This is a genomic window from Collinsella sp. AM13-34, assembly GCF_003473055.1.
GTDB lineage: Bacteria > Actinomycetota > Coriobacteriia > Coriobacteriales > Coriobacteriaceae > Collinsella.
Map to the genome: position 1 here is coordinate 1 of NZ_QRLE01000031.1, position 14,096 is coordinate 14,096.

The following is a 14,096-nucleotide window of genomic DNA, read 5'->3' on the forward strand; positions in this document are numbered from 1 at the left end:
CCTATTTGCTCAATGTGTTCGGCTGAGATCGGAAATCAACCGATTCGGCAAAGGGGCACGCACGAGCCCTACTCCTCGCGGTCGAACTCTTCGTCGGCACCGAGCACGCGACCGCTGTAATTGACGTGGTTGGTCACGGCTTCCATATCGCCGGTCTCGATAAAGCGGGCGACCGTGCACTCGTAATCGACCAGCGCGCGGTCAAAGACCTCGGGGAAACTCTCGGTCGAGACTTCATCAGTAAAGGGGTTCTTCCATGCCAAGTGGCCCAGGTTGCCGGTACGCTCGGGCAGCTCGGTCGTCACGCGGTGCGCAAGGCCGTCGAGCAGCGAATAATCGTGCACCAAGCCCTCGAGCAGGGCAATCGCGCGCGTCTTGGCCGAACCGGCCGGCTCGATAGTACGGTAGAGCAGCTGCATGTCGGCTACGGCGCCGGCGTACTCCCCCGCCGGGATGTCGATACCGTACACGCGCCCGGCGACGTAGCTCATCAGCACGCCGGCAACGCGATTGATGCGGTCGGTAGTGACGATCTCGCCCGCCGGCGGATAATCCTCGACCGTGGCCCCGTCACGTTTAAGCTGCAGCATCAGCACGTCCAGGTCGCTTTCGAGCACGGCGTGAACTTGACTGCCCGAAGCCTCGAGCTCGGGGTCGGACTCAACAATGCCAAACTGCTGCTCGTAGACAAAGGGATGGGCATTGCGGTCGAGCACATAGTGCGACAGCAGGCCCAGCGCAAACGCGCGACCCAGATTGGCATCGCGCGGCTGCAGGTGCGACACGCCATCGCGCAGGCACGAGAACTGGCGCGACATGCGCGAGCGGTGCATGACCTGAGCAAGCGACGTACAGTCGGAAATGCGCGGCGTGAGCATGTGGAAGAAAAACGGGTCGGGACCTTGGTTTCCCAGGATAAAGGCGATGCGCTCCTCGTCGGACGTAATAACGCCCTGAGGAAGACGGTCGATGCTTTCCTCGCCAAACAGATGATGCGTAATGAGCGCGGGCATATTGTTCCTTTCGATTTCATTCGATGTCACCCATTATGCCCACCGCACGGTCACGCCAAACCTGCAGTGGCAAACGATGGCATGCGGACCGCCTACGCAAGCCCCAAGTGCGCCTTAACCTCGGCAGCGCGACGACGGGACACCGGCACCGTCGAGCTCACGCGGTCGAGCCTGAGCTCCATCAACCCCGTGGAGCCAATCTCAACATTGTGCACGTCTTCCAAATTGACCAGATAGCTGCGATGGACGCGGATAAAGCCCTCGGAGGCCAAGCGACGCTCGAGCGAAGAGATCGACTCATTGATCAGGTATGTTCCCTCGGCGCAGACGGCGTTGCAAAAATCGGCACGCGCCTCAAAGTAGCAGACATCCGCCACGGGGATGAACACCTTTTTACCCCCGCGGTCCACCGTCAGGCGAAGGGGCTGGCGCGGGGTATGGACAGCGCGACGAACACCCAGGGCGGTTTCGATCTTGTCGAGCGCCTTCGACAGGCGCGCGTCCTCGACCGGCTTGACGACATAGTCGACAGCATCGAGGTTATACGCGTCGGCCGCGAACTCTGCAAACGCCGTCACAAACACCACCACCGGCGGCGTCTTTAGGTTTTGCAGGGTCTCGGCTAGCTCAATTCCCGAGCGCCCGGGCATCGTGATGTCCAAAAACAGCACGTCGGGCTTGTTCGACAGAATCGACTCCACAGCCTCGGTGACATTGCCCGCCTCGGCAATCTGGCCCACACGTGCATCCTTTTCCAACAGATAGCGTAGCTCGGCCCTAATAGGAGGCTCGTCATCAACCACCAAGATGTTCCAGTCTTCGGACATATGCGCTTCCCCTCTTTTTCTCTCAATCCAACCGCGTGCTACACCGTCAGCGGCGCCGGCTCATGCGGCTCGCCGTTCAACTCAACGATGACCTGCGTTCCCACACCCTCCTGGGACTTCACGCGCATGCCAGAATCTTCCCCGTAAAAGAAATGGATGCGCTGAAGCACGTTGAAGAGTGCCAGGCCGCAGCCTCGCTTGATGGAGCCGTCGGCGGTAATGCTCTCGGGCTCCTCTCGACGATGCTGCTCAAACAGGTGCGCGCAGACTTCTTCGCTCATGCCGATGCCGTCATCTTCGACGATGATCTCCAAGCCGTCATCGGTCTCGAAAGCCCTAACATGAATAGTAAGCGGCTCGGTCTCGCGCTGCGCATGCTTGATGCAGTTTTCGAGCAGCGGCTGCAAGATAAACGGCGGTACCAGGCTGTCGCGCACCTCAAAGTCGATGTCGACCGAGACGCGCAGACGGCCATCGCCATACCGGGCCTGCATAAGATTGATATAACGAGTGCCCTGTTCCACCTCGTGCTCGAGCGTGGTGAGGGTATCGGAGTCAGAAAGCGTCTGACGATAGTAATTGGAAAAATCGATGAGCAGCGATCGTGCCTTGTCGGGCTCGGTTCGAACGAGCGACACGATCGTGCTGATGGTATTGAAGAGAAAATGCGGGTCGACCTGCGACTGCAGGGCGCGAAGCTCAACGCGGGCCGTGAGCTCGTCCTGACGCTCGAGCTCAAAGCTGGCGAGCTGCGTGGAAATGAGATCGGCAAAGCCCGAGGCTAACGCCGTCTGGCGCATATCGATGCTGCTCAGACGGGGGTAATACAGCTCGAGCGTGCCCACGCAATGCCCGCGCACGGTCAGTGGCGCGACAATGCCGGCGCGCAGACGGGGAAAAAAGCCGCCCGTCTCATTGGAGGCGTCGCGCGAAAATACGCTCTGTTCGCCGGACTCGATCACGTTGAGCGTGGTCTTGAGCACGACCGGGGTGCCGGCAGGGCACCTTGCCGAGTCCTCGCCCCAGCTTGCCAACACCTGTTTGCCATCGGTAAAGCAGATGGCAGAGGCGATGGTCTCGGACAGGATGATCTTAGAGGCGCCCTGGGCCGCTTCGGGCGTAAGGCCGCGCGACGTGTAGGCGAATATTTTTGATGCGATGGCGAGCGTACGGTCGGTTGCGCTCGATGTGAGGTCGTCGGGGACCACAAAGACATACGAGAAAAAGAAGCACAGCATGACCAGGCCGGCAATAACGACAACGCCCGGAACGGGATTGGGATTATCGGTTAAATCCCAGATAAGCAACAGGATAAGCGCCGGAACGACAACACCGAGCAGGATGGCCTGGACCACATGCTGGGCCGTACGAAAGACCTTGGTAGAGTTGTAGCTCTTGCCCAGAATCAGCCTGTTTAAATCCACCGTCATCCCCTCTTGTCCGTAGCACCCATAGCAATAAAGAGGGCCGCAAGCGACCCTCTCCATTGCATTATGCAATCAAAAAATGTGTTTTACATCCAGCCATCGACAAACGGTATCTTAGGCGCTGTATTTGTTGGCCTCGCCAAAGGTGCCAGCCTCGACGATCCAGCCGTCCTTCATGATGACGTCCATGTTGTCGGTGTTGAGCACGTGGATGTCGGCGGCGACGTCACCGTTGACGACCAGCAGGTCGGCGCACTTGCCAGCCTCGATGGAACCGGTCTCGTCCTCGATGTGGCACATCTTGGCACCGTTGAGGGTAGCGCAGGTGATGGTCTCGACCGGGGTGAAGCCGATCTTGTCGACGAACTCGTACATCTCCTCGATGGAGCAGGTGCCGTACGGGGTGACGAAGGAGAAGGAGTCGGAGCCGATCGTCATGACGACGCCGCGCTTCTTGGCCTCGCGCAGACAGTCGTAGTTGCGCTGGAGCTCCTTCTCGACCAGGGTACCCTCGTACTTGTCGTGCAGCTCGGGGACGTAGACGGGCGGATAGGTGGCGTACCAGGTGGGCAGGAAGGCGATCGTCGGGGTGAAGAAGGTACCCTGCTCGGCCATGAGGTCCATGGTGCGCTCATCGATATCGAAACCGTGGATCAGCTGCTCGCAGCCAAAGCGGACGGAATCGTAGGCAGCGGCGTGGTTGTTGTAGCAGTGGCTCCACACGGGGATGCCGACCAACTTGGCCTCTTCGATCACGGCCTGGATCTCCTCGGAGCAGTAGTGCTGGTCGCGACCGGAGTCCCAGCGCCAGATGCCGCCACCGGTAGCCCAGATCTTGATGGCATCGGGGTTCTCGCGCAGGCGACGACGGACGGCCTTACGCAGATCCCAAGGACCGTCGACCTGATCGCCCCAGGGGTGCGATTCCTTGTTGAGCTCCTGGCTGCAGTGGTGGGAGTCACCGTGACCGGCAACACGGCAGAAGCCGAGTCCGGTGGCCAGAACGCGCGGGCCCTTGAAGACGCCCTTGTCGATGCAGTCACGGATCTGGATACCAAAGCGGCCGATCTCGCAGACGGTGGTGAGGCCGTGGGTGAGGCAGTCGTAGGCCTGCTTGACGGCGACGGCCTGCTTCTCGAGGAGCGGCTGCATAACCCAATCGGTGTCATCGTCGGTCAGGTTGCCCGAGAAGTGCAGGTGGGTGTCGATCAGGCCGGGAAGGACGGTCTTGCCGGCGGCGTCGATAACCTCAACGCCCTCGGGAAGGTCCTGCATAGCACCGGCATACTCGATCTTGCCGTTGTCGTCGACGAGAACGAGGGAGTTCTCGACCGGCTCGGCACCGGTACCGTCGATGAGCTTGCCGCCAACGATTGCATACTTAGTGGACATGGTTCCTCCTTATGGATCCATATAGTGGGCGAGGCCGTGTTGGGTTAAGGCCTCACAAAACTACCCAAGTGGTGCCGGGTTCGGTGCGCGGAAGAGAGGATCCCGCGCACCCGATCCGCCCCGGCTAGGCGTTACTTTTTGCGGGAATTGGTGAAGGCCATGAGGGCCAGGCCAATGGCCAGCCAGCCGATCACGATGCTCCACTCCACCATGTTGAGGGAGGCGGGAGAGAACGGGATCACGAGCAGGCCGATGATGACGGCGCAGGCAGCAACAGCGAGACTGATGCCAAACTTGCCGCCGGGCACCTCGTAGGGACGAGGCAGGTCGGGCTCGGTAAAGCGCATGCGCAGGCAAGCGAGGGCGACCATGCCGCAGGAGAAGATGAAGGCGAGAGCCGACACGTTGGTCAGAGGGATGAGCATGTTCTTGCCCAGGAACGGACCGACGACGGTGATGACGGCCAGAACGACGCAGGCGAGCTTGGGAGCGCCGGAGCTGGGATCGACCTCGGCGAACTTCTCGGGCAGCTGGCCCTTACGGCCCATGGCGAGCATGATGCGGCTCGTGGCGCCGTAGAAGGAGTTCATCGGGCCCATGGGTCCAAGCGTGGCGATGACGAGCATGGCCAAGTACAGGAGCATGTTGATGCCCTTGAGGCAGGCGAGTGCGGGAACCGGGCTCTTAACGAACTCATGCCAGTCGAGGATGGTGCCGAACGAGTAGATGCAGACCATGTAGAAGCCGCCGGCGGCCAGCAGGGCCAGGGAGATAATCTTGCCGAACTTGTTCCAGTTGAGGCCCTCGGCTGCTTCCTCAGCCTGCTGAGGAATGGTATCGAAGCCGGCGTAGAAGAACGGGGTCAGAACCAGGACCGACACGATGCCGGCGAACAGGCTGGTGCCCTCGGTAGCGGGCTTGCCGCCGCCAGCACCGGTGACCTGGGAGAACACGGGCATGGCGTGTTCCGGCGAACCGGTGAACAGCGAGACACCCATGGCGAGCAGCATGCCGCAGAGCAGAGCCTTAGTCAGGAAGGCCTGGAGCTTGGCGGCCGAGCTGGCACCGCGGAAGTTGAGGAAGATGACGTAGGTTGCAAAGCCGAGCGCGATCAGCGTCGGGAACAGGTAAACGTCGGCGCCCAGGATGGTATAGAGCTTGACGGCACGCAGCCACTCAAGACCGGGCAGGCTGCCGAACATCTCGGACACGAGGGTCGAGATAGCGATTGCCTCCCACGGGCACAGGATGCCGTTGCCCAGGGCCAGGAGCCAACCGGTGATATAGCTCAGCGTACGGCCAAAGCTACGATCGACATACTCGACGATGCCGCCCGAGATGGGGATAGCAGCCGTGAGCTCACCGAAAACAGCTCCGACGGGCACGAGAAAGATTGCACCCAAGAGGAATGCGATCATAGCGGGAACGGGACCGCCGCCCACGACCATCCAGTCGCCGACCTGCAGAACCCAGCCAGTTCCGATGATGGCACCGAAACCGATGGTGAAGAAGTTCCAGAGCGAAAGCGTTTTCTTCATGCCACCGTTACCTTCGACTGCAACTTCTGCGTTCTTGTCCGCCATTGTTCCCCTCCTTTCCTTATTGACGCCTCTTTGACGTCACCCCTTGCGCGGTCTGTTTTGCCGCGCGCTTTTATTTCGTGGCTTTAAGATACGGCCTTGGCACAGCAGCGCCGCTTGCGGCTCGACCGAAGGCAGAACTGCAAAACGAGCGGCGCCGTTTTTGGGACGAACGGCACGGTTTGCCGCTCATTGTTGTCGCCCGTCCGACGGGCGTACGCTCATCGGACGCATATAGAGATGTTTTTGAGGCCGTGTGTTTTGCGCCTTTCGTACCGTTTACCGAGCTTTTGACGCGCGGACCCTTTTGTTGCACATCTTTTTTGTAGGATAGACAGGTTATACATGAGACAAGGCGGTACGAATGGCATACGGATACAACGACGGTGATCAACGGCGACAAAGCGTTCGCCTTGCTGGCCGCACCACGCCGACGCCCAGAAGTGCCACGAGCAGCAATCCGCAACGCCCTCAAGAGCAACCCAGGCCTTCGTCTCGGCAGCAGACAAACAGAACACGGCAGAGTGGCCGTCCGAGCACGGGCACAAGCGCACAGCAAGATAGCCGCTTGGGCGCGCGCACTCGACAGCGCCAAGCCGAGGTTCCGCAACTGCGCCGCAACGGCGCACGTCAGCCCGGCAGCCATATCATCCGCTTCTTTTCGCATCCCCAAGGCGGACGCGACGGCAAGCCCTACCGCTCGACATCGTACGTGAATGCCCCCGCCCTGCCGGCTCGTCGGCTTTGCCTCGCGCTGTGCTCTATCCTCATCTGTCTGGTCTTTGTGCTTATGAGCTCCTGTATGTCCCACGGCTCGGCCGGTCTCGAGCCCACCGCCGAGGACAAGCTGCTCAAGGCCCCCGTCGCGCCCGGTTATTCTTTCGCCTTTTCGACTCCGCGCTCGCAATGGCAAGCCGGCACGATGCCCCATATCTATCAGATCGACCCTGCGTGGTCGGAGCTGCCCTATGCCGGTGGCACTATTCGCGAAAACGCTTGCGGTCCCACTTGCCTCACCATGGTCTATATCTTTAAGACCGGCCGCACCGATATGACACCGGTCGACATGTGCGCCCTTTCCGAGGCGGGCAACTATGCCCCCACCGGCGCCACCGAATGGTCATTTATGACGCGCGGCGCATGGCAGCTGGGCCTTAACGGAACGGAGCTCCATATCGATCGCAGCTCCATCACCCAGGCGCTGCGCTCGGGTGCGCCCATCATCGCATCGGTTCGCCCCGGCACCTTTACCAGCGTTGGACACTATATCGTGCTCTACGGCATCGACGATGCCAACCAGATTGGCGTCTACGACCCCAACTCGGCCAGCCGCAGCGCCCGTCGCTGGGGTGTCGTAGAAGTCCTCAACGAAATCGAAGCCATGTGGGCCTACTACTAGTCATTGGGCACTCATTGCACTCATTGGGGACAGACTTAAATGAGTAGCCCCAGGCTGCCAGGAACTGCCGACACGGAAAGCGCATCCCATTTTGGAGCTCAATAGCGGGATGCACTTTCCGTTAGCGGCCCGTTTGGGAAACTACGTTCCACTTTCCGGCAACATTCCGGGATGCATTTTCCGGTTGAGGCCCTCAAGGGAAACTATGTCCCATGTTGGACGCTCATTCTGGGATGCGCTTTCCGCAGTTGATTGATGCGGGCTTTAAGGACTGTTCCAAGCTGCCAGCAGAAAAGGAACGTCCCCAAGTGCCGGGTTTCCGCAGTCATTGGGGACAGACTTAAATGACTAGTCTTTTAAGAACGTCCCCAATGACTACCCACAGAATGAGGGTCTCATCGGGGACTAGGTAAATAGCAAAAGCCCCCGCGGCCGAAACGGGCCACGGGGGCAGCAGGCTTGCAAGGGTTAACTCAAGTCCTCGCCATTTGATGCAATGACCTTTTGATACCAGCAGAAGCTGTCCTTTCGGTAGCGATCGAACGTGCCTTTGCCCGTATCATCGGCATCGACATAAACAAAGCCATAGCGCTTCTTCATCTGCCCCGTCGAGGCCGACACCAAATCGATACAGCCCCACGGCGTGTATCCCATCAGGTCAACACCGTCCTCGACAATTGCATCGCGCAGCGCAAGAATATGCCTTCGCAGGTAATCAATATGATACGCATCGTGGACTTTGCCGTCTTCCAGCGCATCGAGTCCGCCCACACCGTTCTCGGCGATAAAGAGCGGAAGATGGTAACGATCGTGGTAGCCGGCAAGCGTCACGCGCAAACCCAGCGCATCGATCTGCCACTTCCAGGCAGTCTCTTTATCCTTGAGGTACGGATTGCGCAACGTCGGGAACACGTTGCCCTCCGCCTTCTTGGCGATCACCTGATCATCGGCGCACACCAAGCGCGAGCAATAGTACGAGAACGAGATGAAGTCGACCGTATGCTCTGCCAGATACTCCGTATCGCCCGGCTCAAAGGGCACGTGAACACCCTCTTTCTCGAGTGCACGCAGCTTCCAAGCAGGATAGGCGCCCGCAGCCATCACGTCTGTGAAGAAGTAGCGGCCGCGGTCCTCCTCATACGCAAGCCATACGTCCTCGGGCGCACAACGGTACGGATAGGTCGCACCGGCAGCGACCATGCAACCCACCTTGTTTGCGGGATCGATCTTGTGCAGAATCTCGACAGCGCGAGCGCTCGCCATAAACATATGGTGCGAGAACGCCGCGGTCACGGCTGCACGGTCACGCTCATCCTCGAGCGTGACACCCGCGTTGAGATAGGACAGCGCCACGCTGTTGATCTCGTTGAACGTAAGCCAATAACGCACGAGGCCCTGGTACGCGCGTCCGACGGTCTCGACGTAGTGCGCATACCGCTCGATCATCTCTCGGCTTTGCCAGCCACCATAGCGCTCGACCAGAGCCAACGGATAGTCGTAGTGCGACAGCGTCACAAGCGGCTCGATTCCATGCTCGCGCAGTGCCTCGAATACCTGACGGTAAAACTCCAAGCCCTCGCCGTTGGGCTCGGTCTCCATCCCTGTGGGAAAAATACGGCTCCAACAAATTGAAAGACGCAGGCACTTAAAGCCCATCTCGGCAAAGAGCTCGACGTCCTCGCGCCAATGATGGAAGAAGTCGTTGCCCCAACGGCATGGATACAGCCTGTCCGGATCATCCACGGGCTTTTGCCTGCCAAACATCACATCCCAGCGGTCGGGACCCTGTGGAATCAGGTCGGAGTGCGACATACCGCGGCCGCCCTCGTTCCAGCCCCCTTCGGCCTGGTTGGCAGCGAGCGCGCCGCCCCACAAAAAGCCCTCGGGCATACCGGCAGCAGACGTTCTGTCAAAGTAACCCATGCTACTCAGTATCCTTGGCAGAAGCTGCCGCGGCGTTCTCCTGCTCCTGTGCCAGGAGCTGGTTGTCGCACACCTTAAAGAACGGGTACCAGACCACAGCCATGACCACGATCAAAACGATCGTAAATACCCAGATACGCGGGTCGAGGCACTGGATAAAGCCCTGAACGAAGATGGGGAACGTGCCGCTCACCAAGATGTAGAAGTTAGAGACAAGACCCAGTGAGATTGCACCCCAATACAGCAGGGCCGAAATCATACCGCCCAGCACAAACGGAATCATGAGGATCGGGTTGAAGATGATGGGTGCGCCAAAGATCGCGGGCTCGGAGATACGGAAGAAGCTCGGCACGATCGATGCCTTGCCAAATGCCTTGAGCTGCTGCGACTTTGCCTTAAACGCGCAGAGCGCCACAAAAGAGAACGTATTGCCCGTGCCGCCGATGAGGTTGATGACCATCGACATGAGTACCGGGTGGAACTCAAGCGGCTGCCCAGCAGCGTAGAGCGAGGCGTTGGCAGCAAAGGCGGCAAGCGTGACCGGGGCGGTGATGGGCATCACGATCATGTTGCCGTGGACGCCAAAGCACCAAAACAGCAGCGTCATGAAGCAGATAAGCAGTGCGCCGGGCACAGAGTCAACTGCGACAGAAAGCGGGGCAGCGAGCAGCTTCTCGATAACCGAGGGGATGGACAGCGTGGGATCGATCATCTGGATCAGCAGGTTGCCGCCAAAGAAGATGAGGATGTTGGCGAGCATAGGCACGATGGCGCCAAAGGTTTCGGACAAAAACGGCGGCACGCCATCGGGCATCTTGATGGTGATGCCCTTGGTCTGGCAGAAGCGCGTGACCTCGACGGAGACCAGGGCAACGATGATGGAGGTAAACAGGCCCTGCGCACCCAGATAGGTGCAGGGGACCGCCTGGAGCACGGACTCGTCGGCAAGCTGGTAGTAGGACGACGGAGCCGCGGCGATCAGGAACATCACCAGCGAGGTCATGCCGGCGTTAAGCTTGGGCATCTTGTAGGTGCCCGCCAGGTTATAGGCGATTGCGAACGTCACGATCACCGACAGTATGCCCATCGTCATGTTGAAGGGGATGAGCAGCGTGAGCTTATTGGCCGTGGCAAAATCGAGCCAAGGGCCAAAGACGGACCAGAACCCGCCCTGCGCCACCAGGTCGGCCGTGACCGGCGGGTTGGCGATGATCATAAAGACGGCAGAGACCAAGATGAAGCTGATCGCGCTCATAAATCCCTTTTGCATGGAGGCAAAGTGGCGCTCGGTGCCGCAGAAATTGGCAATAGGGGTCAGTTTTTCCTGAAGCAGGGTCATGAACTTTTCCATGGTCGCCTCCTAACCCAACAGCGACTGGGCGAGTGCCAGCACGTTGGCGGCGTTGCCCATGCCGTAGTCCTGTGCGGGGATGACCGCGGTCGGCTTACCGCTCCCCTGCTTGACGGTGTTGAGCTGGTAGGACACCTGCGGCCCCAAGAGCAGCACGTCATAATTGGCGCACGTCTCCTGATGCTCGCCGATACCCACCGCATCGATATCGAGCTCGATGCCGTTTTGCTCCGCATATTTCTCGAGTTTCTTCATCAGAATGCTTGTAGACAGACCAGCTGCGCAAACAAGAAGGATCTTCATAAGGGATTCCCTTCGCATTGATTGGTTGGATAGTCACCGCACGCCGCTAGGCGTTCTTGGTTGCAGTGCACTCATACAGGCAGATCAGCTCCTGCACGAGCTCCTGAGCAAGCATGGAGCACATGAGGTGGTCCTGAGCATGGACCAGCAACACATCCACCGACAGATGCTCGCCCGCTGCCTCAGTCGAAAGCAGCTGCGTTTGGATGTGGTGAGCCTTGATTCCCGCATCCTTTGACTGCTTCATGAGTTTGGCGGCGGCGTCAAAATCCCCCGCTTTTGCCTTTTCAAGGGCTTCGAAGGCAAGGCTGCGTGCCTCTCCCGCTGCAGCGACCAGCTGAAACGAAACCATCTCGGTTCCCTGATCGTCCATAACGGTCTCCTCTCCCGTGATGTTTGGTTTGTACTTGAATATTCGAAACGCCTATCTCCCGCCCGCAATCCTCGAGGTTTATTGCAGGTAGACAGACAGGGTTATCGACAAAAGAAGTCTTAAGCCGTATGCGCTTGCACAAGCGCCATCAGCTCATGCCAGGACCGGCGCTCGCGTAGGCGCTCGACCCCCTGGCGGTCCATAAAGATCTCGGCGAGCAGTGAGCTCAAGATCCGCGCCTCATCGCCGCCCGACCGGGCAAACGACACCATAAAGACGATATCGACCTCATGGCCGTATTCGTCCCAAAGAATGGGATGTTCGAGCAGGCCCACGGTAACAAAGGCCTCGGCGCTCAAGGGATGCATCCCATGGGGCATGGCTACCCCATTGCCAAACGAGGTGGCACTCGCGTTCTCGCGCTCGGCGACCTCTTGGGCAAACTGGGCATCGACACGGCCGCTCTCGACGGCGCGCTCGGAGAGATATCGGAGAACGGCCTGCTTCGACGGCGCCTCAACGCGGTTGAAGAACAGGGCACGGCTAAAGAAAGAGCTTACGGAGTCCGATTGCGCAGTGTCGTCGCTCAGCACCTTGCGGATAGCGTTGACATCGCTCGTCTCCAAGAAGAAATCGGCCTCGCGGACGGGCACGGGCAACTTGACGTTGAGCGGCACCGTTGTGAACACGTAGTCGATGTGCGAAAAATCGAACGTTCCCACGCGGGCGACATCGCATGTCTCAATCGAATCGATATACATGCCAAACTGCTTGCGGTACTGGTGCTCGAGCATACGGGCGCTTCCCGCTCCCGAGGCGCACACGATCAGGATGCGCTTGCGACGCGGCTGGTCGGCTTGCTGCTCGAGGGCCAGGGCAAATGCCATGGCGATGTAGCCGAGCTCTTCATCAGAGGGCTGGCTGCCAAAATGACGCTCGAGTACCTGCGAGGTGCCAGCTGCCATCGAATAGGCCAACGGAAACCTCGTCTTGATATCGGGCAGCATGGGGTTATCCATATGCATGTGATATTCAAGGCGATAGCCCAGAGGGCCGATATGCCGAGCAAGGTTCATGCGAAGTTCAAGATCGCCGCTAAAGTCAAACCTAAACTCATCGTTGACCGCACGTACCATCTCGGAAGCAATCTCCCACATCTCGTCCGAGATAACGGCAGAGCCCTTCTCGGGCACGCCCGTGCCCCTGCCGAGCAAATGGATTGCGATAAAGGCAACCTCTTCTCGGGGCATGCTCACGCCCAGGGCATCCTTGATGTTTGCGGCAATCTGGAAAGCCGCGGCGTATTCGCGCGTTCCCTCCAGTTTTTGAACGTCCGATTCTGCAGCTGGGACATAGCAGCCCTGCTCGATGCGGCCAAGAGCAATGTAAAGATGCATGATGAGATTGCGGGATGCCAGCGAGCTCACCGTGACGGGCGAGGCCGTCAGGGCATCGTCCACACATGCGGCGATGGCCCGCAGGCGCTCGGCGAGCTTTGCATCGTCGGTGTCGGGCAACACGGGCCTCACCAGCGAGGCCAGGCACAGGCGCCGTTGTGACTCCCCGCCCGCAACGCGGATTCCGTAGCGTGGGCGCTTTTCGAGCGTTAAGTCAAATTGGGCGAGTTTCTGCTCTACCAGACGCATGTCATTGGACAGAGTTCGCGCCGAAACGTAGAGTAAATCCGCATACTCCTCAATCGTCACCCACTGGGACCGCATGAGGAGGTCGTTAAGAAGGAAGGACACACGGCCGTCGCGCGTATCAGGAATGCCCGGATGGGCCAGAGCCGCACCGTCTAGCAAGCGAGCAAGCTCATCTGCACGTGCAACATCGATACGATACTGCCCCTTGCTGCCAACGATGCGTGCAACCCCTGCAAGGTTGTCGTTTGCGCGATGGATATAGTTTCTCACGGCGCGCTCGCTTACCTCGAGACGCTTGGCAAGTACCGCGACAGCGACAGGCTGAGCGTCCTCGATCATATTTACAAGCTGCTTGACGCGAGCATCCATGTCCTCCTCCTTTCCCTGCGTCTAGTCTAACGCGGTAAAGAATGACACTCCACGTCGCGCTCGTTCCGCCAACTCGGAACAGGTTGCGGGGAGTCCAGCTGAGCTATGGAGAGCCTGGGGAGAGGGCCCGAAGGCAATGCGTCGGTGTGGGATGCGCCTTTCCAGCCATTGGGCAGTCATTGGGGACAGACTTAAATGAGTAGTCGTTGTGAACGTTGTTGTTTGACTAGTCGTTTAAGAACGTCCCCAATGGCTATTAAGGACTGTCCCAAGCTGCCGGCAGGAAAGGACCGTCCCCAAGTGCCGGGTTTGTCCCCAATGACTAGGTGAACAGCAAAAGCCCCGCAGTCGGAGCGGACTGCGGGGCTCATGAAGAGAGGCTAGTCTGTGGGCGCTTTGCCTGGCGCCCACGGGAGAGGCAACGGAGTAGGGACTACTCGTGGATGCGGGTGCCGGAGAGACCGGCCATGGTCTCGGCGGCCTTGTCCAGGGC

11 protein-coding genes are annotated in these 14,096 nt (G+C 59.4%); 1 reads left to right on the plus strand and 10 read right to left on the minus strand.

Annotation, left to right across the window (positions count from 1 at the left end; all coding sequences use genetic code 11):
* Positions 1-68: 68 nt before the first annotated feature.
* From DW151_RS09675 to DW151_RS09695, 5 genes are all read right to left on the minus strand, one after another.
* Positions 69-1,013 (minus strand): zinc dependent phospholipase C family protein, encoded by a 945-nt coding sequence (locus DW151_RS09675; protein ID WP_118335607.1) that lies wholly within the window; start codon positions 1,011-1,013, stop codon positions 69-71.
* 92 nt (positions 1,014-1,105) lie between these two features.
* A complete protein-coding gene (locus tag DW151_RS09680; RefSeq protein ID WP_118335609.1) occupies positions 1,106-1,840 on the minus strand; it encodes a LytTR family DNA-binding domain-containing protein in 735 nt (244 codons plus the stop codon).
* 38 nt (positions 1,841-1,878) lie between these two features.
* The gene (locus DW151_RS09685; RefSeq protein WP_233543393.1) at positions 1,879-3,264 is read right to left on the minus strand and encodes a sensor histidine kinase; all 1,386 of its coding nucleotides are present in this window, start codon (positions 3,262-3,264) and stop codon (positions 1,879-1,881) included.
* A gap of 117 nt (positions 3,265-3,381) precedes the next feature.
* Positions 3,382-4,659: an amidohydrolase family protein gene (locus DW151_RS09690; RefSeq protein ID WP_117648122.1), complete on the minus strand. Its 1,278-nt coding sequence runs from the start codon at positions 4,657-4,659 to the stop codon at positions 3,382-3,384.
* A gap of 131 nt (positions 4,660-4,790) precedes the next feature.
* Positions 4,791-6,242 carry an APC family permease gene (locus DW151_RS09695; protein ID WP_118335613.1) on the minus strand — a complete coding sequence of 484 codons (1,452 nt, stop codon included), beginning with the start codon at positions 6,240-6,242 and terminating at the stop codon, positions 4,791-4,793.
* A gap of 565 nt (positions 6,243-6,807) precedes the next feature.
* Between DW151_RS09695 and DW151_RS10800 the strand changes: the two genes are divergently transcribed.
* On the plus strand, positions 6,808-7,638 hold the full coding sequence (locus tag DW151_RS10800; RefSeq protein ID WP_233543394.1) for a C39 family peptidase: 831 nt from the start codon (positions 6,808-6,810) through the stop codon (positions 7,636-7,638).
* A gap of 468 nt (positions 7,639-8,106) precedes the next feature.
* Here DW151_RS10800 and DW151_RS09705 read toward each other — a convergent pair whose 3' ends face one another.
* From DW151_RS09705 to DW151_RS09725, 5 genes are all read right to left on the minus strand, one after another.
* The gene (locus DW151_RS09705; protein WP_255413779.1) at positions 8,107-9,561 is read right to left on the minus strand and encodes a family 1 glycosylhydrolase; all 1,455 of its coding nucleotides are present in this window, start codon (positions 9,559-9,561) and stop codon (positions 8,107-8,109) included.
* Position 9,562: 1 nt separating this feature from the next.
* Positions 9,563-10,912 (minus strand): PTS sugar transporter subunit IIC, encoded by a 1,350-nt coding sequence (locus DW151_RS09710; protein ID WP_118335615.1) that lies wholly within the window; start codon positions 10,910-10,912, stop codon positions 9,563-9,565.
* A gap of 9 nt (positions 10,913-10,921) precedes the next feature.
* Positions 10,922-11,215, minus strand: a complete 294-nt coding sequence (locus tag DW151_RS09715; RefSeq protein ID WP_118335617.1) for a PTS sugar transporter subunit IIB — start codon at positions 11,213-11,215, stop codon at positions 10,922-10,924.
* Between the two features lie 46 nt (positions 11,216-11,261).
* Positions 11,262-11,588, minus strand: a complete 327-nt coding sequence (locus DW151_RS09720) for a PTS lactose/cellobiose transporter subunit IIA (protein WP_117648559.1) — start codon at positions 11,586-11,588, stop codon at positions 11,262-11,264.
* A 119-nt stretch (positions 11,589-11,707) separates the two neighbouring features.
* On the minus strand, positions 11,708-13,603 hold the full coding sequence (locus DW151_RS09725; RefSeq protein WP_118335619.1) for a BglG family transcription antiterminator: 1,896 nt from the start codon (positions 13,601-13,603) through the stop codon (positions 11,708-11,710).
* Positions 13,604-14,096: the final 493 nt, after the last annotated feature.

Bases quoted from the DNA above. Each gene is read 5' to 3' on its own strand.
- DW151_RS09675 (WP_118335607.1), bottom strand. From the start codon at position 1,013: ATGCCCGCGCTCATTACGCATCATCTGTTTGGCGAGGAAAGCATCGAC.
- DW151_RS09680 (WP_118335609.1), bottom strand. From the start codon at position 1,840: ATGTCCGAAGACTGGAACATCTTGGTGGTTGATGACGAGCCTCCTATT.
- DW151_RS09690 (WP_117648122.1), bottom strand. From the start codon at position 4,659: ATGTCCACTAAGTATGCAATCGTTGGCGGCAAGCTCATCGACGGTACC.
- DW151_RS09695 (WP_118335613.1), bottom strand. From the start codon at position 6,242: ATGGCGGACAAGAACGCAGAAGTTGCAGTCGAAGGTAACGGTGGCATG.
- DW151_RS09705 (WP_255413779.1), bottom strand. From the start codon at position 9,561: ATGGGTTACTTTGACAGAACGTCTGCTGCCGGTATGCCCGAGGGCTTT.
- DW151_RS09710 (WP_118335615.1), bottom strand. From the start codon at position 10,912: ATGGAAAAGTTCATGACCCTGCTTCAGGAAAAACTGACCCCTATTGCC.
- DW151_RS09715 (WP_118335617.1), bottom strand. From the start codon at position 11,215: ATGAAGATCCTTCTTGTTTGCGCAGCTGGTCTGTCTACAAGCATTCTG.
- DW151_RS09720 (WP_117648559.1), bottom strand. From the start codon at position 11,588: ATGGACGATCAGGGAACCGAGATGGTTTCGTTTCAGCTGGTCGCTGCA.
- DW151_RS09725 (WP_118335619.1), bottom strand. From the start codon at position 13,603: ATGGATGCTCGCGTCAAGCAGCTTGTAAATATGATCGAGGACGCTCAG.